23 protein-coding genes and 1 tRNA gene are annotated in these 24133 nt (G+C 70.0%); 12 read left to right on the top strand and 12 right to left on the bottom strand.

Going from position 1 to position 24133, the window contains the following annotated elements; all coding sequences use genetic code 11:
* Nucleotides 1-86 precede the first annotated feature (86 nt).
* Entirely contained in the window at nt 87-1025 is a 939-nt protein-coding gene (locus ACLJOU_RS01270) for a patatin family protein (RefSeq protein ID WP_410562183.1), read from the top strand.
* On the opposite strand, the gene ACLJOU_RS01265 is transcribed toward ACLJOU_RS01270, so the two are convergent.
* A complete protein-coding gene (locus tag ACLJOU_RS01265) occupies nt 1022-1864 on the bottom strand; it encodes an SAM-dependent methyltransferase (protein WP_410562180.1) in 843 nt (280 codons plus the stop codon). The genes ACLJOU_RS01270 and ACLJOU_RS01265 overlap by 4 nt on opposite strands.
* 37 nt (nt 1865-1901) lie before the next feature.
* Nucleotides 1902-2351 carry a MarR family winged helix-turn-helix transcriptional regulator gene (locus ACLJOU_RS01260; RefSeq protein ID WP_410562178.1) on the bottom strand — a complete coding sequence of 150 codons (450 nt, stop codon included), beginning with the start codon at nt 2349-2351 and terminating at the stop codon, nt 1902-1904.
* 153 nt (nt 2352-2504) lie between these two features.
* Between ACLJOU_RS01260 and ACLJOU_RS01255 the strand changes: the two genes are divergently transcribed.
* Both ACLJOU_RS01255 and ACLJOU_RS01250 read left to right on the top strand, forming a co-directional pair.
* Nucleotides 2505-3467, top strand: a complete 963-nt coding sequence (locus tag ACLJOU_RS01255; RefSeq protein WP_410562176.1) for an alpha/beta hydrolase — start codon at nt 2505-2507, stop codon at nt 3465-3467.
* Between the two features lie 144 nt (nt 3468-3611).
* Nucleotides 3612-4820 (top strand): alpha/beta hydrolase-fold protein, encoded by a 1209-nt coding sequence (locus tag ACLJOU_RS01250; protein ID WP_410562174.1) that lies wholly within the window; start codon nt 3612-3614, stop codon nt 4818-4820.
* A gap of 6 nt (nt 4821-4826) precedes the next feature.
* Here ACLJOU_RS01250 and ACLJOU_RS01245 read toward each other — a convergent pair whose 3' ends face one another.
* Nucleotides 4827-5687 carry a hypothetical protein gene (locus tag ACLJOU_RS01245; RefSeq protein ID WP_410562172.1) on the bottom strand — a complete coding sequence of 287 codons (861 nt, stop codon included), beginning with the start codon at nt 5685-5687 and terminating at the stop codon, nt 4827-4829.
* A gap of 190 nt (nt 5688-5877) precedes the next feature.
* On the opposite strand from ACLJOU_RS01245, the gene ACLJOU_RS01240 reads away from it, so the two are divergent.
* Nucleotides 5878-6612: a DUF4383 domain-containing protein gene (locus ACLJOU_RS01240; RefSeq protein ID WP_410562170.1), complete on the top strand. Its 735-nt coding sequence runs from the start codon at nt 5878-5880 to the stop codon at nt 6610-6612.
* 7 nt (nt 6613-6619) lie between these two features.
* Here ACLJOU_RS01240 and ACLJOU_RS01235 read toward each other — a convergent pair whose 3' ends face one another.
* Nucleotides 6620-7624: an SCO0930 family lipoprotein gene (locus tag ACLJOU_RS01235; RefSeq protein WP_410562168.1), complete on the bottom strand. Its 1005-nt coding sequence runs from the start codon at nt 7622-7624 to the stop codon at nt 6620-6622.
* A gap of 478 nt (nt 7625-8102) precedes the next feature.
* Complete coding sequence (gene pcaB, locus ACLJOU_RS01230) at nt 8103-9575, bottom strand: 3-carboxy-cis,cis-muconate cycloisomerase (RefSeq protein ID WP_410562165.1); 1473 nt, start codon at nt 9573-9575, stop codon at nt 8103-8105.
* A gap of 68 nt (nt 9576-9643) precedes the next feature.
* Here pcaB and ACLJOU_RS01225 point away from each other — a divergent pair, with 68 nt between their 5' ends.
* Entirely contained in the window at nt 9644-10285 is a 642-nt protein-coding gene (locus ACLJOU_RS01225) for a TMEM175 family protein (protein ID WP_410562162.1), read from the top strand.
* A gap of 4 nt (nt 10286-10289) precedes the next feature.
* Here the strand turns inward: ACLJOU_RS01225 and ACLJOU_RS01220 are convergent, their stop codons facing one another.
* Entirely contained in the window at nt 10290-10832 is a 543-nt protein-coding gene (locus ACLJOU_RS01220) for a DinB family protein (RefSeq protein WP_410562160.1), read from the bottom strand.
* 212 nt (nt 10833-11044) lie between these two features.
* On the opposite strand from ACLJOU_RS01220, the gene ACLJOU_RS01215 reads away from it, so the two are divergent.
* Both ACLJOU_RS01215 and ACLJOU_RS01210 read left to right on the top strand, forming a co-directional pair.
* Entirely contained in the window at nt 11045-11893 is an 849-nt protein-coding gene (locus tag ACLJOU_RS01215; RefSeq protein ID WP_410562157.1) for a hypothetical protein, read from the top strand.
* A 292-nt stretch (nt 11894-12185) separates the two neighbouring features.
* Nucleotides 12186-12261: transfer RNA gene (locus ACLJOU_RS01210), tRNA-Lys, on the top strand.
* Between the two features lie 129 nt (nt 12262-12390).
* Here ACLJOU_RS01210 and ACLJOU_RS01205 read toward each other — a convergent pair.
* On the bottom strand, nt 12391-12735 hold the full coding sequence (locus ACLJOU_RS01205) for a hypothetical protein (RefSeq protein ID WP_410562155.1): 345 nt from the start codon (nt 12733-12735) through the stop codon (nt 12391-12393).
* 406 nt (nt 12736-13141) lie between these two features.
* Here ACLJOU_RS01205 and ACLJOU_RS01200 point away from each other — a divergent pair, with 406 nt between their 5' ends.
* From ACLJOU_RS01200 to ACLJOU_RS01185, 4 genes are all read left to right on the top strand, one after another.
* Nucleotides 13142-13933, top strand: coding sequence for a hypothetical protein (locus ACLJOU_RS01200; RefSeq protein WP_410562153.1), 792 nt, complete (start codon nt 13142-13144; stop codon nt 13931-13933).
* 165 nt (nt 13934-14098) lie between these two features.
* The gene (locus tag ACLJOU_RS01195) at nt 14099-14959 is read left to right on the top strand and encodes a hypothetical protein (RefSeq protein WP_410562151.1); all 861 of its coding nucleotides are present in this window, start codon (nt 14099-14101) and stop codon (nt 14957-14959) included.
* Between the two features lie 111 nt (nt 14960-15070).
* Complete coding sequence (locus ACLJOU_RS01190; protein ID WP_410562150.1) at nt 15071-15580, top strand: SixA phosphatase family protein; 510 nt, start codon at nt 15071-15073, stop codon at nt 15578-15580.
* 99 nt (nt 15581-15679) lie between these two features.
* The gene (locus ACLJOU_RS01185; RefSeq protein WP_410562148.1) at nt 15680-16981 is read left to right on the top strand and encodes an alginate lyase family protein; all 1302 of its coding nucleotides are present in this window, start codon (nt 15680-15682) and stop codon (nt 16979-16981) included.
* A 46-nt stretch (nt 16982-17027) separates the two neighbouring features.
* Here ACLJOU_RS01185 and ACLJOU_RS01180 read toward each other — a convergent pair whose 3' ends face one another.
* The 3 genes from ACLJOU_RS01180 to ACLJOU_RS01170 all read right to left on the bottom strand — a co-directional run bounded on the left by ACLJOU_RS01180 (nt 17028) and on the right by ACLJOU_RS01170 (nt 18706).
* A complete protein-coding gene (locus tag ACLJOU_RS01180) occupies nt 17028-17744 on the bottom strand; it encodes a S1 family peptidase (RefSeq protein ID WP_176173555.1) in 717 nt (238 codons plus the stop codon).
* A 202-nt stretch (nt 17745-17946) separates the two neighbouring features.
* Nucleotides 17947-18318: a hypothetical protein gene (locus tag ACLJOU_RS01175; RefSeq protein WP_410564649.1), complete on the bottom strand. Its 372-nt coding sequence runs from the start codon at nt 18316-18318 to the stop codon at nt 17947-17949.
* A 22-nt stretch (nt 18319-18340) separates the two neighbouring features.
* Nucleotides 18341-18706, bottom strand: coding sequence for a hypothetical protein (locus ACLJOU_RS01170; RefSeq protein ID WP_410562145.1), 366 nt, complete (start codon nt 18704-18706; stop codon nt 18341-18343).
* Nucleotides 18707-19148: 442 nt separating this feature from the next.
* Between ACLJOU_RS01170 and lanKC the strand changes: the two genes are divergently transcribed.
* Nucleotides 19149-21713 (top strand): class III lanthionine synthetase LanKC, encoded by a 2565-nt coding sequence (gene lanKC / locus ACLJOU_RS01165; protein ID WP_410562142.1) that lies wholly within the window; start codon nt 19149-19151, stop codon nt 21711-21713.
* A 648-nt stretch (nt 21714-22361) separates the two neighbouring features.
* Here lanKC and ACLJOU_RS01160 read toward each other — a convergent pair.
* Nucleotides 22362-22775 carry an acyl-CoA thioesterase gene (locus tag ACLJOU_RS01160; protein WP_410562140.1) on the bottom strand — a complete coding sequence of 138 codons (414 nt, stop codon included), beginning with the start codon at nt 22773-22775 and terminating at the stop codon, nt 22362-22364.
* Nucleotides 22769-24100, bottom strand: coding sequence for a hydroxyacid-oxoacid transhydrogenase (locus ACLJOU_RS01155; RefSeq protein WP_410562138.1), 1332 nt, complete (start codon nt 24098-24100; stop codon nt 22769-22771). The genes ACLJOU_RS01160 and ACLJOU_RS01155 overlap by 7 nt, the downstream gene beginning before the upstream one ends.
* Between the last annotated feature and the right edge of the window lie 33 nt (nt 24101-24133).

The following is a 24133-nucleotide window of genomic DNA, read 5'->3' as shown; positions in this document are numbered from 1 at the left end:
CAACGAGTTGCAGTGCAACGAGGCGCGCATCACGCCACCCGGGAGGCGGGATAAATCGGGTCGACTCCGCGCGGGAAACGACCAGGATGGGAGGAGTGCACCCGGTACTCGAACTCATCTCCGAACGGATGGCGGCGGGCAGCGTCCCGGGCGAACGCACCGACGGGCGGCGGCTCGCGCTCGCCATCGAAGGCGGCAGCAGCCGCGGCACGTACTCCAGCGGCATGGTCCTGGCGCTCGACGAACTCGGTGTCACACCGGCTTTCGACGCCGTCTACGGCTCTTCGGCCGGCGCGCTGAACGGCGCCTGGCTGCTCTGCGGCCGCTCGTCGACCGGCGTCCGGACCTGGTGGAACCCCGTCGTCATGCGCCGGATCATCAACCCGCTGCACACCCTGCGCGGCCGCGCGGTGATCGACCTCGAGTACCTCGTCCACCAGGTGTACTCGGTGCTGGAGCCGATGGACTTCCCGGCGATCCTGGCCAATCCGGTGACGTTCCACCCGCTGGCCACCGACGCCGACACGGGCGAGTCGACCGACTTGCACCCCTTCCTCGACGACGTCGCCGCGATCAAGGTCGCGCTCGCCGCGTCGTCGTGCATGCCGGTGCTGGCCGGGCCGCCGATCCCGATGGCCGGCCGCCGGTTCGTCGACGCCGGGGTGGCCGAGCCGATCCCGTATCGCACCGCGCTGGCCCAGGGCGCGACCGACGTCCTGGTGCTGCGCACCCGCCGCGCCGACGAACTACCGGTGCGGCCGCCGCGCGTGCACGACGTCGTCGTGCCGCGGTTCCTGCGCCGGCAGGCGCCCGGCGCCATCCCGGCCTGGCAGGACACCTACCGGCGGGACGTCGAAGACGAGGAGACCCTGGCGTCGGATCCGCGCGTCCTGAGCGTCCGCCCGCCGGGGGGCGCGCCGGACGTGGCCGTGCTGGAACGCGACCCCGAAGTGCTGCGCAAAGCCGTCGAACTCGGCAAAAGCGCGGTCTTGGAAGTGCTGGACAGCCTGCGCGAAGCGTCTTAGGGCTTGCGCGCGACGCCGCCGATCACCCGCGACTCCGACGGCGAACCGGCGAACACGGTGTGCTCGTCCGGGTGCCACGCCGGCGCGTAGACCAGCCCCGGCTCGAGCATCGGCCAGCCGCCGAAGAAGCGTTCGAACTCGGCCATCGTCCGCAGGAAACCCGGGTTCGTCGTCGTCTCGTAGTACTCGAGGAGGTCGAGCAGCGCCTGCCGCTCGTCTTCGTTGACCGGGTTCTCGTTGGTCATCTGCGAAAGCACGAGCAGTGAACCCGGCGCCACCCGCTCGCGGTAGAAGGCCAGCAGCGCGTCCGGGTTCTGCTCGTCCTTGACGAAGTGCATGACCGCGTTGATCACCAGCGCGACCGGCTCGCGCACGTTGATGATCGCCGAGGCCTTGACCCGCTCCCAGAGGTCGTCCGGCTGCAGGAAGTCCGCGGCGATCGCGTGGTGGCGCTCCGGATCGGCGGTGTCGGCGAGCAGCAACGTCGAGTGGGCGAGCGCGATCGGCTCGTTGTCGATGTAGAGCACCCGCGTGTCCAGTTCGGGCCGGGCCTCGTCGGCGACCTCGTGCACGTTGCCCGCGGTCGGGAGCCCGGATCCGACGTCGACGAACTGCCGGATGCCTTCGCGGACGCACTGCCGGATCGCGCGGCCCAGGAACTGCCGGCTGGTCAGGCAGTAGTCGCCGATGAGCGGCAGCCGCGCGCGGACCTTTTCGGCGAACTCGCGGTCGATGGCGTAGTGCGTGTCCCCGCCGATGAAGTAGTCGTAGATCCGCGCCGCCGACGGCCGGTCGAGACTGCTTTCGACGGCCTTGAGCGCGTCGTCGTGGTTGATCATGGCCACCCCTTCGGCGCCCATGCTGCCACGGCCGCGATCACGCCGGGGCCAACGCCTCCCGATAGGCGTTCACGGACTCCGTCAACCGGTCCAGCTCGGCGCGCATCCGGGCGAGCCCGGCTTCGTCCAGGTTCATCGCCGCCCCGATGACGTCGGGGATGCCCCGCGCCTTCTCGTGCAGCGCCGTCCCGGCTTCGGTCAGGCTGACGCGGACCGAGCGCTCGTCGTCGGCCTGCCGTTCCCGGACCACCAGCCCCGCGGTCTGCAGCCGCTTGAGCAGGGGCGAGAGCGTGCCCGAGTCGAGGTTCAGCTCGGTGCCGAGTTCCTTCACCAGCCGGTGGTCCTGCTCCCAGAGCGCGAGCATGACGAGGTACTGGGGATAGGTCAGATCGAGGTCGTCCAGGACGACCCGGTACAGCGACGTCACCGCGCGCGACGCCGAGTACAGCCCGAAGCAGAGCTGGTCGTCCAACCGCAGCGATGCCATGGCGCCTCCCTCTTCCCGTAACTCTCCATGGTCCCCGACTTGCCCCTGGCCAGCAACTTAAGTGCCCTGTATCTCATTGGGGTCAAATTAGTTGTGCACAACTGAGTTGCGAGCTACCTTCGAGACAGCAGCTTCCAGCCCCAGGAGGACGACATGACCGCCAACCCGCACAACCTGGCCCTCGAACCGGCCGCACAGGCCTTCGCGGAGGCCACCGACCAGCCGCCGTACCTGTTCCAGCTGGCCCCCGAGGAGGGGCGCAAGGCCGTCGACGGCGTCCAGGACGGCGAAGTCGCCATGGCCGCCGCCGAGATCGAGGTGCTCACCGTCCCCGGCGGCCCGAACGGCGACGTCGAGACGCGGATCGTCCGCCCGGCCGGGGTTTCCGGTCCGCTGCCGGTGATCGTGTACATCCACGGCGCCGGCTGGGTGTTCGGCGACTTCCACACCCACGAGCGGCTGGTGCGCGAACTGGCCGCGGGTGTCGGCGCGGCCGTCGTCTTCCCGGAGTACAGCCGTTCGCCCGAGGCGCGCTACCCGATCGCCATCGAGGAGAGCTACGCGGTGGCGAAGTGGGTCGCGCAGCACGGCGGGGAGAAGGGGCTCGACCCCTCGCGCATCGCGATCGCCGGCGACTCCGTCGGCGGGAACATGACCGCGGCGCTGACCATCCTGGCCAAGCAGCGCGGCGACGTCACCTTCAAGCAGCAGGTGCTCTTCTACCCGGTCACCGACGCGAACTTCGACACCGGGTCGTACCTGGAGTTCGCCGAGGGCTACTTCCTCGGCCGCGAAGGCATGAAGTGGTTCTGGGACCAGTACACGACCGACCCCGCCCAGCGCGCGGAGATCACGGCGTCGCCGCTGCGCGCGTCGCTCGACGAGCTCGCCGGGCTGCCGCCGGCCCTGGTCATCACCGGCGAAGCCGACGTGCTCCGCGACGAAGGTGAGGCGTACGCGGCGAAGCTGCGTCAGGCCGGTGTGCCCGTCACGGCCGTCCGCTACCAGGGGATCATCCACGACTTCGTGATGGTCAACGCGCTCCGCGAGACGCACGCCGCCGAGGCCGCGATCACCCAGGCGGTCACGGTGCTTTCCCGCGCGCTGGCGAAGTAGTTGAGAGAACGCTGAGTGCGCAACACGTTGCGGTCTTGAGACGGAGGTCACAGGGCCGCAACGTGCAAGGGGGCTCAAACGTGATATATACGCGAGTCCCGCGATCCGGGCGCGCACTTCTGCCCGCCCGGAAGGACCCTTGTCATGCACCTCAGCCGCATCCGGCTCGACTCGCCGATCACGATGGCCATCGTGATCGTCGTGACGCTGCTGGCGATCATCGCCATCCCGCTGTTCTGGGAGCGGTGGAAGCGGAAGCTGGTGTGGCGCACGGTGACCATCCTCTGCGCGGTCGTCTCGATCGTGGTCACCACGGGCCTGGCCGGCAACATGATCGGCGGGTTCTTCCCGACGCTCGGCTCGCTGCTCGGCACCGGCGTCTACGCGGCCGACAGCATCGACGCCGAGACGACCCAGAACGGCGAGAACCTGGAGGTCGTCCGGGACGTCGGCGCCGCGCACGCCAAGGACGGCAAGGGAACCGTCGTCCACCTGAAGGTGACCGGCCGGCGCACCAAGCTCACCCGCGACGTGACGGTGTACCTCCCGCCGCAGTACTTCGACGCGGCGTACCGGAGCCTGCGGTTCCCGGCCGTCGAGTGGATCCCGAACTACCCGTCCGGCCCCGAGGTCGTCACCGACGGGTACAAGCTCCCGGAACAGCTCGACGCGGCGATCGCCAAGCGCGTGCTGCCCCCGGTCGTCGTGATCATGCCGGACCCCACCGGCGTGCCGAAGATCGGCCACGACACCGAATGCGTGGACGAGGTCAACGGCACCGCGAACGACACGTACCTGACGGCGGACCTGCGGGAGTGGGCCCTGCAGAAGCTGGGCGTGGCGGCGGACCGGAAGGCCTGGACCTTCGCCGGCTGGTCGTCCGGCGGCTACTGCGCGCTGAACCTGGTGACCCGGCACCCGCAGTGGTACGGCCAGGCGGTCAGCGTCAGCGGCTACGACCGCGCCCAGGTGGACGCCGAGACGGAGAACCTCTACAAGGGCCGCCAGGACGTCGACGACGCCAACAACGTCGGCATCACGGTCCGCCTCCACCCGTCCCCGGTGGACATCCTGGCCATCTGGGGCGAGAAGGAGAAGTTCGAGGGCGCGGCCGCCGACCTGATCCGCGCCGCCGTCCGGCCGCCGGTCCGCTTCCAGTCGTGGCGCGTCCCGGACGCGGGCCACAACATGAACACCTTCAAGTCCCAGATCCCCGAGATCCTCGTCTGGATCGGGGCCCACACGGTTCCGCCCGCCCAGCCGGGGCGGCAGGTCGAGACCACCGGCGGGGTGCAGCCGTGGCCGCTGCCGCGCTCGGGCGCGCCGGGTGCGCTGGCGGACACCGACCAGTGACCGCGTTCACCCGAGCAGCGTGGTGACGACTTCCGTGACCCGCTTCGCCGCGGTGGTGTAGTCGACCGACGCGGGGTGCTCGGTCAGCACCACCACGATGTCCTCGTCGACCACGCCCGTGGTGTGCAGCGTGCGCGCCGGCCGGCAGCAGGACCAGCCCTGCTTCACCGCCCACGGCCGCCCGGCGGCGGCGTCCGGGATGCCGAAGTACTGCCGGAACCCGTCGGAGCCCCGCTCGGTCGCGTTGCGCAGCGCGGTCAGGATCGCGGTGGATTTGTGGTCCAGCAGGTGCTGGTAGACCTTCACGATGTCCGCCGCGGTGATGCGCGTGTCGCCCCAGCGGCCGGGATCCGCCGGCGGCCGGGTGCCGGTGAGGCCCAGCTTCCCGGCCCAGCGCGTGACGATCGCCGTTCCGCCGTAGGCCATCCAGAACCGGCTCGCGAGGTCGTCGTCGCTGCGGGACAGCATCCGCTGCACGTCCGCCACGGGACCGTCCTGCTCGAGCACGGAAAGCGCGATCAGCAGCTTCACGACCGACGCGGAGGTGTACCCGCGGTCCGCGCCCACGGAGACGGTCGCGACCCGGTGGACCCGGTCGAAGACGACGGCGCTGACTTTGCCGTCGCGCACGATCTCGGCCAGCGCGGCGGCGTCCACCTTGCGCTCGGGAGTCGTGGCCGGGCTCTTGCTCGGCGTCGGCGTGGCCTGCGTCACGGACACCGGCGCCGGGGTGGCCGACATCACCGCGATCCCGGTGACCGCGATGGGCTGGGGTGCCGCGGCGTTGCCGTGCGCCGCCGTCACCACCACCGCGCCGATTGCCCCCAGACACAGCCCCACCAGGAAGATCCCGCTCAGCTTGCGCATGACCTGGATTGCCGGGAAGGCGGTGCGCTGTTCGCCCGAACGGGCCGCTTTGTGGGATAGCTCTCGAAGGGGGCCCGAACCGGGAACGCGGAGGGGCGCTGCGGGCAAGCACCGTCGTTTCACTGCCCGTGGTCGCGGGGTACTCCAGCGCGGTGACGGTCGTCACCACCCGCTGGGAAGGACTGGAGTCATGGTTCACGCGAAAGGCGCCCGCATCCGGGTCCGAGGCCTGCAGCCGGCGCAGGTGCTGGCCGGACTGGCTGGGATCGCGTTCCTCGTCGTCGGCATCATCGGATTAACCAGGACCGGCTTCGGCAATTTCGCCGGGCACCACGACGCCGGGATCTGGCGGTTCTCCGCCAACCCGCTGATGAGCCTGGTCCGCGTCGTGACCGGGGTCGTCGGCCTGCTGCTGGCGTTCGGCTCGGGCCGCGCGCGGGCGTTCGGCTGGTTGCTGTTCATCGGCTACGGCCTGCTGTTCGTGTGGGGCCTGATGATCGACGGCCTCATTTCGACCAACCCCTTCGCCAACGCCGGCAACCCGATGGACCTCGGCCGCGCCGACACGTGGCTGCACCTCGGCGTCGCCGCGCTCGGCCTGCTGATCGCGGTCCTGCCGGCCCGCCGCACCATCCTGCTGCCCGAGGACGAGACGGCCGACGAGCCGGCGGTGGCCGAGCAGCGCACCGAGGTCATCGACCGCGGCGAGCGCACCGAGGTCATCGACCGCGGCCGCCGCACGGACCTCGGCCGCACCGACGTCGACCGCACGGATGTCGGCCGCACGGATGTCGGCCGCACCGACGTCCACCGCACCGACGAGGTGGTCGAGGAGCCGCGCCGCCGGTCGTTCCTGCGTCGTGACCACAAGGAGCGAGGCCCGGAGGTCACTCGCGAAGAGCGTCCGCCGGGCCTCGCCCACTAGCAGGAGTTCAGTAGGTGGTGCCGGTGCCACCCGAGTTGTCGTTGCTGCTCCCAGTACCGCTGTTGGCCGCCGGAGCCTGGCTGGCGGTGCTGGGAGTGGTGCCGACCTTGCAGCCGTTGGGCTCGATGACGAACCAGGTGCCGTTGACGCCCATGCCGTTCGCGTCGCCCGGCTTCAGGTCCTTGGAGAAGTTGTAGACGGGCCAGCCGCCGATGGTCACCTGCTCGGTGCCGTCCTGGCGCTTGATGCTGCCGAGCAGCTTCGAGTCGATGCCCTGCAGCTCCACCTTGCCGTTGCCCGACAGGACCGGCGGCCACGTCTTGGCGCAGTCACCGTTGCAGGCGGACGTCTTGGCCTTCTTGGTGTCCTTCTGGAACAGGTAGAGCGTCATGCCGTTCTGGTCGACGATCGCGTCGCCGAGGCCGTCGATCTTGCTGGCGCTGAGCTTGACGACACCGGCCTCGGAGCCGGCCGCAGCGGCCTGCCCGGCCTTCCCGCCCTTGGCGTTCGCCGCGTACCAGGCGCCGCCGACACCCTGGCCGGTCGCGTCGCCGGGCTTGGTGTCCTTGGCGTAGCGGTAGAGCGCCCACCCGCCGACGGTGATCTGCTCGGTCCCGTCGGAGCGCGTCACCTTCCCGACCATGTTCTTGTCGACACCTTGGACTTGGACGTCCCCGGTGGCCAGCATCGGCGGCCAGGCCTTCGCGCAGTCACCGTCGCAGTTGGACTTCGGCGGCTTCGCGGTGTCCTTGTCGAAGCGGTAGAGGGTCATGCCGTTCTGGTCGGTGAGCACCTGCCCGATGTCGGCCACGTCGGCGACGACGAGTTTGCCTTCGTTCGACGCCGGGGCAGCGTTCCCGACCTGGCCGTTGGCGGCCTGGCCGCCCCCGGTGCCCCCGGCCGCCGCAGGAGCGACAACCGGCTGGGCAGTCTCGGCACCCGAGCAAGCGGTGAGCACTGCCAGCCCGGCTGCCGCCGCGGCGACGGAGACGGCGATGCGCGTGCGAAGCATGGAAGTTCTCCTTGTGTCCGTTGGGTTTTCCCGCCGCTCGGTGCGGCTGCCTGATACCCACTACACGGACCCCCGCCGAGGGCGGTTCAAAAAACTTTCCCCGAGTTCGACGACCGGCTCGAGGGGCGCCGACAGCCAGCGCGGATGGCCTGGCTCGGGCTGGTGGAGCCGCGCCGACCGACGTGGCCGGCGCCGGCGGGCAGCGCCGATGGCCTGGCTCGTCCCGGCGGGGCCGCGCCAACCGGCGTGGCTGGCGCCGGCGGGCAGCGCCGATCGGGCCCGGTCGGCGCGGTGGGGAAGCGCCGACCGGAGGCGGCGTCGCTGGGCTGTGCCGTTCGGGCCCGGCTGGCGAGGTGGGCAGCCCCGACTGGAGGCGGCATCGGCCGGGCGGCAGTGTCGTCGCCGCCAGGCACGACCGAGCGCCGCCTCGACCGGTGCGCTTGAGCCGCAGGCGCCGGCCGCGCCCTGCCGGACTCCGCTACTCCGAGCCGCCGTTGCTCGTGGCCCTGCTGCTCGCGTCGCTGCTGCTCGCGTTGCTGCTGCGGCTCCCAACGGCGCCGCCCGTGCCGAGGGCGCGGTCGACCAGGGCGGCCGCCGCGCCGGTGTACGCGGCGGGGTCGAGCAGCTCGTCCAGCGCCGCCGGCGTCAGCGTGCCGGTGATGGCGGGCAGCTCGTCCAGCACCTCCCGGAGCGGCCTGTCCTCCTGCACCGCCCGTCGGGACGCCTCCCCCAGCAGCTCCTTCGCCTTCGCCTTGCCGAGCAGCGGCGCGAGCACGGCGGACAACCGCTCGGAGACGATCAGCCCGTGCGTCGACCCCAGGTTCGCCCGCATCCGCGCGGGCTCCGCGGTGAGCCCGCGCGCCAGCTCGGCGGCCGTGTGCGCGGCACCCCCGGTCAGCCGCAGGCACTCGCGCACCAGCTGCCACTCGGCGTGCCACACCCCGGCTGAGCGTTCGTCCTCGGCCAGCATCGACTGCGTGACCCCCGCGGCCAGCACGGGCACCTGCAGCGCCGCCGACCGGATCAGCGTCGCGAGCACCGGGTTCCGCTTGTGCGGCATCGCCGAGGAACCGCCCCGCCCGTCGGCGGCCGGTTCGGCGACCTCGCCCAGCTCGGTCCGGCTGAGCGTCTCGACGTCGACGGCCAGCTTCCCCAGCGCTCCCGCGGTGAACGCGAGCGCGCCGGCGAGGTCGGCCACCGGCGTCCGCACCGAGTGCCACGGCAGCACGGGTGCCGCCAGCCCGGTCTCCTCGGCGAACGCCGCGGTCAGCCGTTCCACGTAGCCGCCCACGTCCCGGCCCGCCGGCTCGTCCGAGAGGCGCGCGTACTCGACGTACGCCGCCAGCGTTCCGGCCGCGCCGCCCAGCGAGACCGGCAGCCCGCCGTCGAGCACGCGCCGGACACGCACGGCCGCGTCCAGCACCAACTGACGCCAGCCCGCGACCTTCAGCCCGAACGTCGTCGGCACCGCGTGTGCCGTCAGCGTCCGCCCGGCCATGGTCGTGTCCCGGTGCGCGCGGGCCAGCGCGGCCAGCGCCTCGGCGGTGGCGTCGAGGTCGTCGGCGAGCGGACGCAGCGTCCGGGCGGCGACCAGCATCATCGCGGTGTCGAAGATGTCCTGGCTGGTCGAGCCGCGGTGCACGTACTCGGCGGCGTCCGGCGCGAGCTCGCCGACGGCTGACGTCAGCGCCTTCACCAGGCCGACCACCGGGTTCGCGGTCGCCCGCGCCCCGCGCGCCAGCTCGACGACGTCGATCCGCACGCTGCCCGCGGCCTCCGTGATCGCGTCCGCGGCCTCCGGCGGCACCGTCCCGAGCTTCGCCTGCGCCCTCGCGAGCGCCGCCTCGGCGTCGAGCATCGCGCGCAGCCAGGCCTCGTCTCCGGTCGACGCTTCGGCCGGCGTACCGGCCCGCACCGGGGACAGCAGTCCGGAATCGGGGTCGACGGTCATGCCGTCAGCATCGCACGCACGCGACCTCGGCGACGGCCGCGCCGCCGCGTCTGGCACGCTCATCGGCCATGACCAGCGTCCCGTCCACGGAGGACACCGTCAGTGACGAACCCCGGGGTATCGCCGCCGAGCGGCTGACCTTCTTCTCGGACGCCGTCGTCGCCATCGCGATCACGCTGCTCGCGCTCGAGCTGCCGCTGCCGGAGGGCGCCACCAGCGCCGAACTGCTGCGGTCACTCGGTCATCACCGGCCCGAATACCTCTCCTTCCTGATCAGCTTCGTCGTCATCGGCAGCCACTGGCGCGCCCACCACCGCCTGTTCAACTACGTCACCACGCTCGGCGGCGGGCTCGCCCGGCTCACCTTCGGCTGGCTCCTGATGCAGGTGATCATGCCGTTCGCGACCAAGGTGATCGCCGAAGACGGAGCGTTCGAATTCCGCTTCGTCTTCTACGCCGCCGTGCAGCTCGTCGCGCTGACGCTGTTCCTCCTCATGGCCTGGCAGATCCAGCGGAACCACCTCCACCGCGCGGACACCCCGCCGGAGCTGTTCGGCGCGGTCTACCGCGGGATCAGCGTGATGATCGCCGCGTTCGCCGTCTCGATCCCGGTCGCCTTCTTGACGCGCTGGGCCTACGCGTGCTGGATCGTCGTCCCGCTCGTGGTGAACCTCCTTTCCCGTTTCCGCCGCCGGACGGCCGGCGCCTGAGCCGTCATTCGCCGGTCGCGCCGTCGATCCGCTCACGGATCAGGTCGGCCTGGCCGATGTGCCGCGCGTACTCGCCGATCATGCGCAACATCAGCCAGCGCAGGGTGAACGGTTCGCCGGTGCTGCGGCGGGTGCCGGTCTGCTCCAGCGAGCTGGCCTCGACGATCTCGCGTGAGCGCGCGCCTTCGGCGTGCCACAACGAGAACGCCTCCTCGACGTCGCCGCCCAGGTCCGTGAAGTCCTGCTCCGGGTCGTCGTCGGAGTAATAGAGGTTCGGAACGTCCTCGCCGGTGAACTGGATGCGGAACCACCAGCGTTCGCAGCCGGTGAGGTGCCGCAGCAGCCCGTGCAGGGTCAATGTGGACGGTGGTACCGAGCGTTCGGACAGCTGCGCCGGGTCCAAACCGGCGCACTTCAGCTCGAAGGTGCGCCGGTAGTACTCGAGGCTCTCGGTGAGCGCTCGGCGCTCGTCCGCGATCGGCGCCGGGTCGGTTCTGGGGCCGGTCAGGCGGAGCGGAGACACCACCGGCGTGCTGTGTTCGGTCATGCGCGGAGCGTCCCACAGGGGTCCGACAATTTCGGGTCGCTTCGGCGGTCAGTGACCGGGCAACCGCGGCAAAACCCCAGTTCAAGCACGGTTTGGCGAACCCGGTAACGAATCTTGGAGTGCGCCGATCTGATCTTCGTCACCCCTGCTGCGCACGCCAGTTTCACCGGTCGGAGCGGCACCCCTCGGTTCGGAACCAGGAGATCACGAACATGCAGCGAACCGGACGAAGAACCGCTGTTCTGGCCGCCCTGACGACGGCGGTCCTGTGCGCGGCCCCGGCCGTCGCTTCCGCGGCCCCGCCCGCGAGCGCGATCGACGTCAGCGCCACCACCGTGCGGGCGGGCGCCACGGTCACGGTCACCGAGCAGCTGAACAACCCGACTGACTTCACGGTCACGGGCGCGAAGGCGGCGCTCTACGTGAAGGAGAAGCCGATCGCCGACGTGGTGGACCTGGTCTCCTGCACCGGGGCGATCGCGCCGTGCACGCCGTACCTGAGCAGCTTCCGCGGCGGGGTGGGCGACCTGGGCGCGGGCGAGAGCCGGACGGTGACGTTCACCCTGCGCGTCAAGGACGACGTCGAGCCGGGCCGGTTCACGCTCCAGCACCAGTTCGCCGGCGACAACTACGCGTTCGGCGTGGAAGACGGCCCGGTCGTCACGATCGCGCCGCCGGACGAGGCCGACGTCAAGTTGGCGCTGACCGCCACTCCGCGCATCGGCCTGGTCGCCCGGGTCGACTACGTGGTCAAGGTGTCGAACACGGGCCCGGCCACCGCGACCGGCGTCCGCGTGACGGCGAACCCGGGCACGGGCCGCACGATCGTCTCGACGACCGGCTGCACCCGCTCGGGCGCGGTGTTGACGTGCGCGATCGGCACCCTGGCCCCGGGTGCGTCGGCCACGGCGAAGTTCTCCTCGGAGGGCGGTTTCTTCGCGTGGGGCGCGTTCACGGCCACGGCGGAGCGGGCGGCGAGCACGCCGGCCGACCCGGAAGCGGCCAACGACAAGGCGTCGAAGAAGTGCACGGCTTACACGGGCCTGGTCGTCCAGTGCTGACGACGTGACGCGCGGGGTCTCCGGGCCCCGCGCGTCCGTTCAGAGGGCGAAGGCCGCCGACCGCGCGCCCGGCGTACTGCGTCAACAGTCTGCGGCGTGCATCCACTTCAGTGGCTCGACGGCGGTGAGTTCCAACGCGTCGCACTGAGCGGCCCGTGAGGATCAGCAGGGATCCAGGCATGAGGCATCATGGCCGACCCGACCGGCGGAGGACCGGTCTTGACCTTCGCTTGCGCGTCAGCCGCACCCGGCGTGCGAGAGGCAGGCGGGGGCCTGGCTAGACTGATGGCGCGGGCCGTTAGCTCAATTGGTAGAGCTGCGGACTTTTAATCCGTAGGTTCTGGGTTCGAGCCCCAGGCGGCCCACCAAAAGCCCAGGTCAGCCTGTTCCGGTCGACCGGAACTGGCTGACGTCTGTCCTCAGTGGAGCAGAACTGCGGAAGGCTCGTCTCCGGGCACCCTGCCGGGTGGCGGGGGCCCCGCCACCCGGCACGTGGGTCAGTTGCCCTGGCTGGTGCCGCCGTCGGCGACCGTGCTGGAGGCGCAGTTGTACGGGCTTTCGCCCTCGGCCTCGTGCTCGCCCGGCGACAGGATCGGCACGCCGATGCCGTTGAGCGAGTCGTGGATCGGGACCTGGACGCCGAGGACGTTGATGTCGTTGCCGCAGACGCCCGGGGTGACGTTCACGTTGTGCAGGACGTCGGTGTTGCCGAGGTTGACCAGACCGACCTGGTTCTCGTGGCTGTCGCCGTCGTAGCCGGGGGTGTCGGCGGAGGCGATTCCGCCGGTGAGGAACGCGCCGGCGGCGAGGGCAGCAGTGATCAGACCGACCTTCTTGATCATGGAGATCTCCTCGGGTGAGAACGAAACAGGGAATCGACGATGGTGGTCGTCGGTGGGCAGGGTGCACACCGCGATCCCGGTTCACGCCTAAGACCCCCGATCGTGTAACCGAACGTTCGCGAAATCCGGTGGTGTTGTAGCTATATCGGGTGAATTGCCGACGCGGCATTCGGGGAAGTGCCCGCGCGATCTTGCGGCCGGGTTTCCGCTGGTCGACGGCTTCGTCGTCGCCGTCGAATCGGGCGGATTCGACCTGGATCGGGCCTGAGAGTGGGTATTGCGTGCTCGGGGAATGGGGGTGTGGTTATGGTGGAGCGGGCGAGTCGGGATGATCGCCGACGACGTAGAGAATCGATGAGCAGGCGGGATCGCGAGCGTGATGAATCGGACAGGGCGGGAAGACGGCATGATCCATGCCGGTCGAGCCCTGATTCGTGCGCTGGTCGTGATCGGCGGCGCTGCCGCTGTCTCCGCCGTCGCGTGGCTGATGGCTACGGCGTCAGCGAGCACTCTCACCGACGCCGCGGACGAGCCGATCGGGTCGGGCGTTCAGACGGTCGTGTCGGCCATCGGCGACCCGAAGCCTTCCTTGCTGCCGCAGCTGGGCGCGGCAGAGCGCGTCAACGACGTAGCAACGCCTGCCCTGGCGCGTGTGCGCGGCCTGTCTGAAGCGGTCACTCGCACGCCCCTCTTGCCCGATGTGTTGGATACCCGCGCAATCCGCAAGGTGACGGCAGTTCCGGCCACCGTTCTCACGCTCGGCCGCCTGACCGAACTGAAGGATTTCTTCGCGCCGCCCGAAAGTCCTCTCGCGTCCGTCGGAAGCGCGACCGTCGATTCCGTCACCGCGGAGCCGCACGACGCCCTGCCTGCACCGGCGAACACCGACTCGCGAGACACATCAGCCGACTCCGCCGCCGGTACTCAGCTTCGCAAAACCACGACTTCGATCGGCGGTCAGCCGGACGTCGACCTTGGTTCCGACCAGGGTGTGGGCGGGGCCGGCGGACGATCGGGCTTGCAGTCATGCGTGATCCCGGCCGGTGCCGGATTCGCCGGCGGGCACGATCGCGGCTGCGGTGATGTCGTGCAGCCTCGTCCTCAGGTGGCGCGTCTGCAGTCCTCGCGCCGTTGGACTCGCGTGCAATGCCACGCCGTGACAGCGGCGGAAATCCAGCCCGGCGTCACGCCGGACTGACGTCCTGCGGCCTTCTGGCCACGTCGGTATTTCGCCGACGCGCGCGGGAACCTGCCGGAGAAATCTCACCCGGCAAATCATCTTCCTTGCATTTCCGGCGGCACCGAATCGGTATCCGCAAACCATTCTATTGCCTTATTGATGTTGATCGAAGGAGTATTTGTCATGCGTATCCAGACGAAGCGAATCCTGCAGGTCGCGCTGGCCAGCGGTGGCCTGCTGGCGGTCGGCTCCGGCGTCGCCTCCGCCGAGTCCATCGTTCCCGGTGTCACCGACGCCGTCCTCGGGCAGCTCTCCACGAACCCCGGCATGCACAACTTCGCGGACACCGTCAACGGCGTCACCGCGGACCTCAAGACGGTGCACCCCCCGACGGCCGCGGACGTCCAGCAGCCGGGTCAGATCCTTTCGCCGGTCCTGCCCGCGGTGCAGCAGGCCACCACTGCCGGTGTCCTCGCGCCGGTCCTGCACGCGGTGCCGCTGCAGCTGCTGCAGCAGTACGTCGCACCCAGCGCCGAGGCTGACGGCGAGCAGCCCGAGTACAACCTCAACGCGCCGGTGGGCAGTGAGCTCGCGGCCACCGAACTGCCTGCGCTCCCGGCCGCTCTGCCGCTGACGCCGGCGGCCGACACGCAGCAAGGGCTGCCGACGGTCGCGCCGGTCGACGCCCGGACCATCTCCCCTGACCACGTCAACCCGGAGGCGGGCACCAGGGTCACCGGTCTGCAGGCCGTCCCCCAGGCGGCGCAGCTGGCTCAGCCCGTCGCGGCGCCGGTCCGTGGCCGCGGTACGGCCGCGCCGGCGGGGCTTCCGCTGGTGGGTGGGCTGTTGCCGAGCGCCAGCGGTCTCCTCCCGACGCACGCGCCGACGCTGAACGGCGTGCCCGACGTGACCCGGCTGCTTTCGCTGGGTGGGCTGACCGAGCTGATCGGAAGCACGCCGCTGGCCCAGGGTGCCGGAGGGCCGCTGGCCCAGCACGGGCCTGCGTCCCCCGCCGACGCGGCGACCGCACTCACGCGCGGGTAACAGCATTTCCACATTCGGGGCCGGAAGCACATCTGCTTCCGGCCCCGAGTCGTATCCGCAGCCATGTTCGGGCGTGCGTCCGGAAGGCCCTTCGCCGTTAAGGTGGCGGGCATGGACGCGACCAGGTGGCTCATCGTTGTCCGGCACGCGAAGTCGGACTGGTCGGACGACCTGCCCGACCACGAGCGGCCCCTCGCGCCACGCGGCCTTCGTGACGCGCCACGGCTCGGCCGGTGGCTCGCGGAGGAAGGGCACGTTCCCGAGCGGGTCGTCTGTTCCACCGCGCGTCGCACCCGGGAAACCTGGGCGCGCGTGAGCGGCGAACTTCCGTCCCCACCTTTGGTCGAGTACGACGACGACCTCTACGGCGCCGACGTCCCCGAGTTGCTGACCGCCGCCCGCCGGACGCCATCCGGAGTCACCACGCTCGCACTCGTCGCGCACGAGCCCGGGGTCAGCGACGTGACCCTGCACCTCGCCGGTCTCGGTGAAGAGACCCGGCAGGTCCAGACCAAGTTTCCGACGGGTGCCGCGGCCGTGCTCGCCACCACGGATCCGTGGGACGCACTCCGCAGCGCCAGGCTCATTGCCTTCTTCCGGCCGCGCGACTTCGCCGGTTGACGCCTGGATGTGTGAAGCAAGCATTGCTTCCGTCGTGTTCACGTGCGTACTCTCCATTCACTCACGGGTCTGTTGTTCATATTTGTGAATGGAGCGGACATGGTTTTCCGCCACACCGTCGTGGCTGCGCTCGCCGCCGTCGGCCTCGTCGCTTCCCTTGCCACCCCGGCCGAGGCTGCGTCGCGGCCCACCGGCTGCACCGTCCCGGTCATCGGGCCGGTCTGCGCGCCGCAGACCGCCGTCCTCGACGGCGATCAGCTGCTGCGTTCGAAGTTCGCCGCGCTCGTCGGCGAGAAGACGTCCCGTACCGCGTTGAACAACCTGCTGGCCGCCGCGAAAACCGACCTCACGGCGGGGCCGTGGAGCGTCACGTCGAAGAAACAGGTCCCGCCCAGCGGGGACAAGCACGACTACCTCAGCCTGGCGCCCTACTGGTGGCCGACCACGCAGCCGACCGCCGAAAACCCGTGGGGCTGCCCGTTCGTGCAGCGCGACGGCCAGCGCAACCCGATCGTCGACGAGATCACCGACCACGCCTACCGCGGCGAGGCGTTCGCGGCGATCTACCGGCTCGCGCTCGCCTGGTACTACACCGGCGACGCGCGGTACGCCCGGCGCGCGGCCCTCGACCTGCGTACGTGGTTCCTCGACGCGGACACGAAGATGAACCCGAACATGAACTTCGCCCAGGGCATCCCGTGCAAGGTGGACGGCCGCGGCATCGGCATCATCGAGTTCTCGTACACGCTGAGCCAGGTCGTCGATGCCACCGCGATCCTGGCCACCGGCGCGCCCGGGTGGACGAAGACCGACCAGGCCGGCATGACCGGCTGGTACACGCAGTTCCTCGACTGGCTGCGCACCAGCAAGAACGGGACCGACGAGGCCAAGGCCCAGAACAACCACGGCAGCTTCTACGACATGCTCGCCGCTTCGCTCGCGCTGGGCACGGGGCAGCGGGACCTGGCCGCGACCATCGCGCGCGCCGCCGGCCCGGGCCGGATCGCGCCGCAGATCCAGGCCGGCGGCCTGCAGCCGCAGGAGACGAGCCGGACCCGCAGCTGGCACTACTCGGCGTTCAACCTGGTCGCGCTGACCCGGCTCGCGCAGATCGGCCGGCACGTCGGCGTCGATTTGTGGCATTACACGGCGCCGAGCGGGGCGACGCTGTTCGCCGCGGTCGACTTCCTGATCCCGGGCGCGACGCAGGGGCCGTCCGCCTGGCCGTACCCCGAGCTGGACTTCCGGCCGTACGCGGCACTGGACGTCCTGCACGCGGCGGCGGACGCGGGTGACCGCGCCGCGCGGACGGCCTTGCCGCGGGTGCCGGTGGAGCCGGGCGGAGACCTCTACCCGGTGCGGCCCGCCGCCGAACAGCTCGACGACATTTCGACGTCCTGACGGAAAAGGGCCCGGCCTTTCGCGGCCGGGCCCTTTCCGGTCGGAATCAGACGCCCGCCACCTGCGAAATCCAGCTGCGATAACGCGTGATGTTCGTGTAGGCGGTGTTGTTCGAGCGGTCGCTGGTGGACGCGACGCCGACCTGGCGGCCGGAGGCGAACATCGGGCCGCCGGAGTCGCCGCCGGCGGTGATGCCGTTGACGCGGTTCGCGCACACGGCGACGCCACCGGTGTAGTCGCTGCAGCTGATCGAGTTCACCCGGACGGTCGCGACCTTCAGGTACCGCGACTGGCAGTTGATCTCGGAGCCGCACTGGCTGGTCGCGCCCCAGCCGTAGACGGAGACGTTCTGGCCGACCGAGACGTCACCGACGTTGCCGAGCGGCGAGTAGGTGGCGTTCACCGAGGTCGTGAGGCGGACGATCGCCAGGTCGGCGGAGCCGGGGTAGCGGGTGATGGTGGAGCCGGTGGCCGTCGTCCCGCCGCTCGACTGGTCGAGGCTGCCGATGCGGAAGGTGTAGGTGCCGGAGCTGCTGACGCAGTGCTTGGCGGTGAGGATGTACTGCGGGGCGATGATCGTCGCGGTGCAGTTCTGCTGACCGTTGACGAACAGCCGGGCGGCCCAGGGGCCGCTGGTGGCGGTGCTGCCGCCGATGATCGACGGCTGGGCCTGCGGGGTGCTGTCGGCGGCCGCCGGACCGCCGAGGCCGACGACGGCCAGTGCGGTGCTCGCGGCCAGCAGGACGAACTTGCCGAATTTCACGCTCACTCCTTTTCACGCGGCAGGAGAACCGCGTGGGGAAAGCCGGTGGGGACCGAACTCGAAGATTGTCCGAGTTCACGGCGAATGTCCGGAACCGACGAAAGTCGCCGGACGGTTCCGTATTTATTTCCCGGAGTGGGCTACGTGCAGTTCCCGTACTGTTCCCGCGGTGCGCGCGCCGGCTGTCCGTGGGGACCGGCGGTCAGGCGGCGATCTTCGCGGGCGCGGTCTTCCGCAGCCAGTACAGCCCGATGACCGGCAGCACCAGCGGGATGAAGAGGTAGCCCTCGCCGTAGACGGACCAGACGGTCGGGTGCCGGAACGCGGCGGAGTCGACGAGGCTCAGCGTGCCGATGGTCAGCACGCCCAGCAGCTCGATCGAGCAGGCGACGAGGGCCACGCGCCACCAGCCGTCACCGCGCCGGGCCAGCGCGATCGTCGCGACGATGTAGACGACGGCGGCGAACGCCGAGAGCAGGTAGGCGAGCGGGGCTTCGTGGAACTTCGTGCCGATCTGGACGCCGGCCCGCGACGTCGCGGCCAGCGCGAAGATCGCGTACACGGCGACGAGCACCCGTCCGGGGCCGCTGGCCGTCCTACGCTGTTGCTCCACTCCACACCTCGTTCAGTCGCAGCACCATCACCGGGATGGCCAGGCAGGCGATGCCGAGCACGGCGGTGCTCGACCGGCTCCGCTCGGCCAGCGCCCAGGCGGCGCCGACGGGCAGCACGACCAGGCAGCCGATCAGGTAGGCCAGGTAGGTGGCCAGGCTGCCGGGCCGGTCACCGCCGGCGAGCAGGACGATCCCGATCACCAGCTGCACGACTAACAGCAGCTCGATGACCGCGAGCGCGACGAGGAGCGGGTTGTCCGGAAGCCGGTTGCGAGCCGACTGGACGAAGCTCCAGAGCGCGACGACCGTGGCAGCCACGGCGACCGTCACGGCGAATCCGAAGATCACCCGTTCCTCCTTCCGGTCCGCCGGTCGTCAACTTACTCCGTGGTACCGCCGGGCCCGTCCGGCGAGGTGCCACGGGCGTGGCGCAGACCACCCAGGTGGTTCCAGGGGGTCAAAGCGACTCACGGAGATGGCGTCGATCATGAAAATTGATCACGAGCTGAGACTTGATGGCATTCTGCCAATTCGACGCGCTATCGTGCCAGGTTTGTCGGTGGACCTGCGGAAACGCGGGAAAGATCTTCATGTTACAACACTATGGTGTGGTGGTCGGACTGGACAAAATCACCCTGAGTTCGTCTACTGGGCGGTAGACGTCCTTTTTCCCTACCTCGGATAGCCCAGTTGAACCGCCGGGTTGGCGGATTGGCCCAGAGCTGTCCGGCGTGGGGGAATATTCTCGTCCGGGGCCGTGTGCCCTGGGTTCGCACGGAGGGGAATCTCGATGGACCTGCGCTACGAAGCGTTTTGCTTCGCCGACCCGTTGTTCTACGACGAACAGCAGGAGAATGCCGCGCCGGTCGAAGATTTTGCGACGGCGCTCCCGGCGCCGCCCGCGGACTGGAGTGCCACCGACCGCGGAGCCTGGCGCGCGATGTGCCCCGAAGGCCGTGTCGTTCCGGCTCAAGGCTGGCAGATCCACGTTTCCGCCGGTCTGGACAATGCGGGCCGGGTGCTCACGCACGTGAGTGAATGGTGTACCGAACACCAGATCGCTTATCGGTACGTGCGCTCGCGATCAGCGTTACTCACGTGGAACTCGAAATACTCGCCCGACATCGACGGGCTGCAGCCGGCGACCATTTACCCGGCCGACCACATCGAGCTCGAACGCGCACTCACAGCCCTGTCAGCGCGGCTCGAAGGTGAGCGCGGCTCTGGTATTCCGAGCGCCTTGCGCTACGGCGATGGACCCCTTCACGTGCGCTACGGCGGATTCGCCGAGCAGTGGGTCGAACACAACGGCCACCGAGTCCCGGCGATCCGCAAGCCGGACGGCAGACTGGTGCCCCAGAAGCGGGGGCCGTTGTTTTCGGTGCCCGACTGGGTACAGATCCCGACCTGTTTGCACAGCAGCCTTGCCGCGAGCAGGGGAGCCGCCCAGGCACAGTTCCCCTATCGGCTGGTGAAGCCACTGCACGTCTCGAACGGCGGTGGCAGCTACCTCGCCGACCCCAAAGCGGGAGGTGACCAGGTCGTCCTGAAGGAGGCCCGTCCGCACGCAGGTCTGGACGAGGCAGGGACCGACGCCGTCGAACGGCTCCGCCGTGAGCACGAGATTCTGGGTAAGCTCATCGGCGCCCCGGGAGTGCCGCGTGTCTTCGAGGAGTTCACCGTCGCGGAACGCCGCTACTTGGCCATGGAACGCATGCCAGGTATTCCGCTGGCTGACTGGCTGACCCGCAACCACCCGCTGACCAGGCGCAGCGCGACGGCCGCCGACCTCGCGGCGTATGCGCGACGAGCGCTAGACATCGTCGCGGGACTGGATAAGACGATCGCGGAAGTCCACGCTCGCGGCATCGTCGTGGGTGACCTGCAGCCGCTGAACATCGTGATCGACGAGGACAACCACGACCGGATTTCGCTGACCGACTTCGGGACGGCATTCGACGCCGAGTCCGGTGACCGCCCGGCACCGGGCACGCCCGGTTTCCGCGCGCCGGCCGACCGCATCGGCTTCGACATCGACGAGTACGCGATCGCCGCACTGCGACTGTGGATCTTCCTGCCGCTCACACCGCTCGCAGAACTCGTTTCAGCGAAGCTGCGTCCGATCGCCGACTTCGTCGAACGCCGGTTCCCGCTGCCCGAGGGGTACGCCGACGCCGCAGTCGCGGTGCTGGCTCCGCGTGATGACCCCGCGGAGCCGGCACCGGCCCACACGGACCTCGACCACGGCAAACCGGACTGGTCACTGGTCCGCAAGCAGATCACCGAGGCGATCCTCGCCAGCGCGACCCCCACACGCCAGGACCGGCTGTTCCCTGGCGACGTCGAGCAGTTTCAAGTTGGCGGCGCCTGTTTCGGGGTCGGTGCCGCGGGCGTCCTGCACGCCCTGGACGTCGCCGGCGCCGGTCGCTTTCCGGAGCACGAACGCTGGCTGATCGAAGCAGTCCGTCGTGACCCGCCGAACCGGCCGGGCTTCTACGACGGCAGCGCCGGTATCGCGTACGTGCTGGAGAACTTCGGGTACCGCGATGTGGCGGGCAGGCTGCTGACGTCGTCCGCGAGGCTCGTCGAGCAGACCACCGACCACTCCCTGGAGAGCGGTCTGGCCGGTATCGGGCTGACCTTGCTGCACTTTGCGACCGTCCGCCAGGACAACGAGTTCGGCCGCCAGGCGCTGACCACGGCCGTCCGGCTCGCCGAGGCGCTGGAGACCGCGGCGCCGCCGGGGAACTCCGCGCGCGCCGGCTTGCTGTCCGGCTGGTCCGGGCCGGCGCTGCTGTTCGTGCGGCTGTTCGAGCGCACTGGCGAGCCGGCCTGGCTTTCCTTTGCCGACCAGGCGCTGTGCCGTGACCTCGAAGAATGCGTCGAGGCCGACGACGGATCCCTGCAGGTACGCGACGGCGCCGCGCGCACGTTGCCCTACGCCGGTGTCGGCAGCGCCGGGATTCTGCTCGTCGCCGAACAGCTGGCGCGGCACCGCCCGGATGCGGAGGTCGGCGAGAGCCTCTCTGCGCTGCGCGAGTCGTGCCTGGGCGAGTTCGTCACGCACCCGGGGTTGCTCAACGGCCGGTGCGGAATCGCGGTCGCCCTGGCCGCGAATCCGGACGCGGTACAGCCCATCCGCGAGGCGATCGACGAGCACTTGGCGTGGCTCGCCTGGTACGCGGTGCCGTACAAGGGCGGCCTTGCGTTTCCGGGCCACGGGCTGCTGCGCCTCTCGATGGACGTCAAGACCGGTAGCGCGGGCATCCTCCTTTCTCTCGCTGCTCTGCTTGACGGCAAGGAGGCGCTGCCTTTCCTGGGCGGCGCGCCGTCTTCACCCGTTACCGGTCGCTGACCGGAAACCGCCACTTCAGCCGGTGTAAGCCACCGCCGCCCAGTATCGGGCGGCGGCTTCCTGTGGTGGGGGTGCGGGCCGTCGGCGGGACGCCTTCCGGCGGCGGGTCCGCAAACTCCACCTGTCCTGCTGTGGGCGGTGGTGCGATCGCCGGCGGAACGTCTTCCGACGGCGACCGCACTCTTCACCAGGGCGCATGCGGGCAGTGGCGCGTTCACCCCCGGGGCGTCTGCCGGGAGCGGACGCGCGACCACTGTTTCGGTCCACTTCGTGCTCGGGTGCCGTGACCGTCGCAGGGACGCCTGCCGGCTACGGTCCGGGACCGCTCTCGAGCTGTCGGCTCACCACTCTGCCGCCGCAACCGGACTGACGCCTAGGTCGCCATCCGTGTTACTGGCCGATCCGGCGAGGCAACAGCTCGTCCACTGTGGACCTCTCTCTGATGTGCCTTCAGCTTATCGCCGTCGAGGGGCGCGGAACCCCTCGAGACGAATCTGTGGACAACTCGCCGATGTGCGGGGTGCCTGTGGACAACTTCGGCCGGTCGGCCGAAGTTGTCGGTGGCGTCGTGCATCATCGGAGGTACAGGAGAAACACAGCACGGATCGGGCGCCGCCAGACAAGGAGGTGGTACGGCTGCGGTGCACGTCATCCAGGTTGCAGCGCCTCCAGCGCCTCGCGCAGCTTACCGGCGACCGGTGTCGGCCGGCGAGACTCGCGGTCCACGAAGACGTGCACGAAGTGTCCTTCCGCGACCAATGTCTCGTCGGCGGCATACATCCCGATCTCGTAGCGGACGCTGGACTTACCGAGGTGAGCCACCCGCAAGCCGACCTTCAACGAACCAGGAAAGGACACCGATGAGTGATACCCGCAATGCGACTCGACGCACAGCCCGATCACCGCCCCGGCTTCGATGTCGAGGCCGCCTTGCTCGATGAGCCACGTGTTGATCACGGTGTCCATCAGCGAGTAGTGGACGACGTTGTTGACGTGTCCGTAGACGTCGTTGTCCTTCCAGCGCAACGGAATCGTCTGCCAGTGGGGGTACCCGTTCACCACAGGGACACCGACTCGCGCAGGATGGCCGACAGGTCTTCCGTGGACGCCTCGCGCGGTGCGGTGGCCAGCAACCGCTGCTGCTTGAGGGTTCCCTCGACCAGGGTGTCCACATCGGACTCCGTGTAGCCGACGGCGCCGATGCCGTCCGGGATGCCGATCCGGCGCATCAGGTCGATCAGCACCGCGGGCAGGTGGTCGGCGAAGTCGCCGGGCCACTCGAAGTCGGGCGCCAGCAGGCGTGCGACGCGCAGGTGGCGGTCCGGTGCCGCGTCGAAGGTGAAGCGGAACGCGGCGGGCGCGGTCAGCGACACCGCCATGCCGTGCGGGACCATGGGTTCTTCGCCTGGGTAGCCGTCCGGGTGGAAATCTCTCACCTGGCCGGCGATCGGGTAGGCGTTCGCGTGCGGGATGTGCACGCCGGCGTTGCCGAAGCCGAGGCCGGCGAACGTGGCGGCCAGGGCCATGGCCTCGCGGGCCTTGAGGTCGGAACCGTCGCGCACGGCCGCCGGGAGGGCCCACGACAGCAGGCGCAGCGACTGCTCGGCGAACATGTCGGCCAGCGGGTTCGAGCCGCAGTACGGCACGCGCTGCTCCGGGCGCTTGCGCTCGAAGTCGGTGTACGGCTTGGCGGTGTAGCTCTCCGCGGCGTGGCAGAGGATGTCCATGCCGCTGGCGGCTGTCACGCCGGGCGGCTGGCTGACGGTGAGCCGCGGGTCGACGACGGCCAGAGTCGGGCGTAGCCGCAGGTGGCTGATCCCGCTCTTGACGCGCAGCGACAACACGTCCAGGACGCAGACGGTGGTGCTCTCGGAACCGGTGCCGGTGGTGGTGGGCACCGCGACCAGCGGCTTCAGCGGGCGGTCCGGGGCGCGGCCGCCGCCGACGGGCGCGTTGACGTAGTCCATCAGGTCGCCGTCGTTGCTCGTCAGGAGGTTCGCGGCCTTGGCGGTGTCGATGGCGGACCCGCCGCCGACGGCGACGAACGCGTCGTACGGACCCGTTCCGCGGGCGAAGTCAACCGCCTTCTGCATGCTGACATCGGTGGGCTCGACGTGTACGCCGTCGAAGATCTCGGTCTCGATGCCGTAGCCCGCGATGCCGTCGGCGATGCGGCGGGGCCAGCCCGTGGCGGCCACCTGCGGGTCCGTCACGACGAGCACGCGGTGGGCGCCGTACTGGGTGAGGTCGTAGCCGATCTCGTCGCTGGCGCCGGTGCCGTACTTCAACGCCGGTGCGCCGTAAGTAAAAACAGTTTCATGTTCGGTGGCGGCCAAGTTGGTGGTCCTCGCTCCCTTGATCGGCTCGCAGTCGGTCAAAGCGGACATTCGGCGTATCCTTGTCCGGTTTCGGTGAAGATC

The sequence above is a fragment of the Amycolatopsis sp. cmx-4-61 genome (assembly GCF_046548775.1).
Taxonomy (GTDB): domain Bacteria; phylum Actinomycetota; class Actinomycetes; order Mycobacteriales; family Pseudonocardiaceae; genus Amycolatopsis.
The sequence above is the reverse complement of the archived record's forward strand: the minus strand, read 5'-3'. Positions and strand labels throughout refer to the sequence as shown.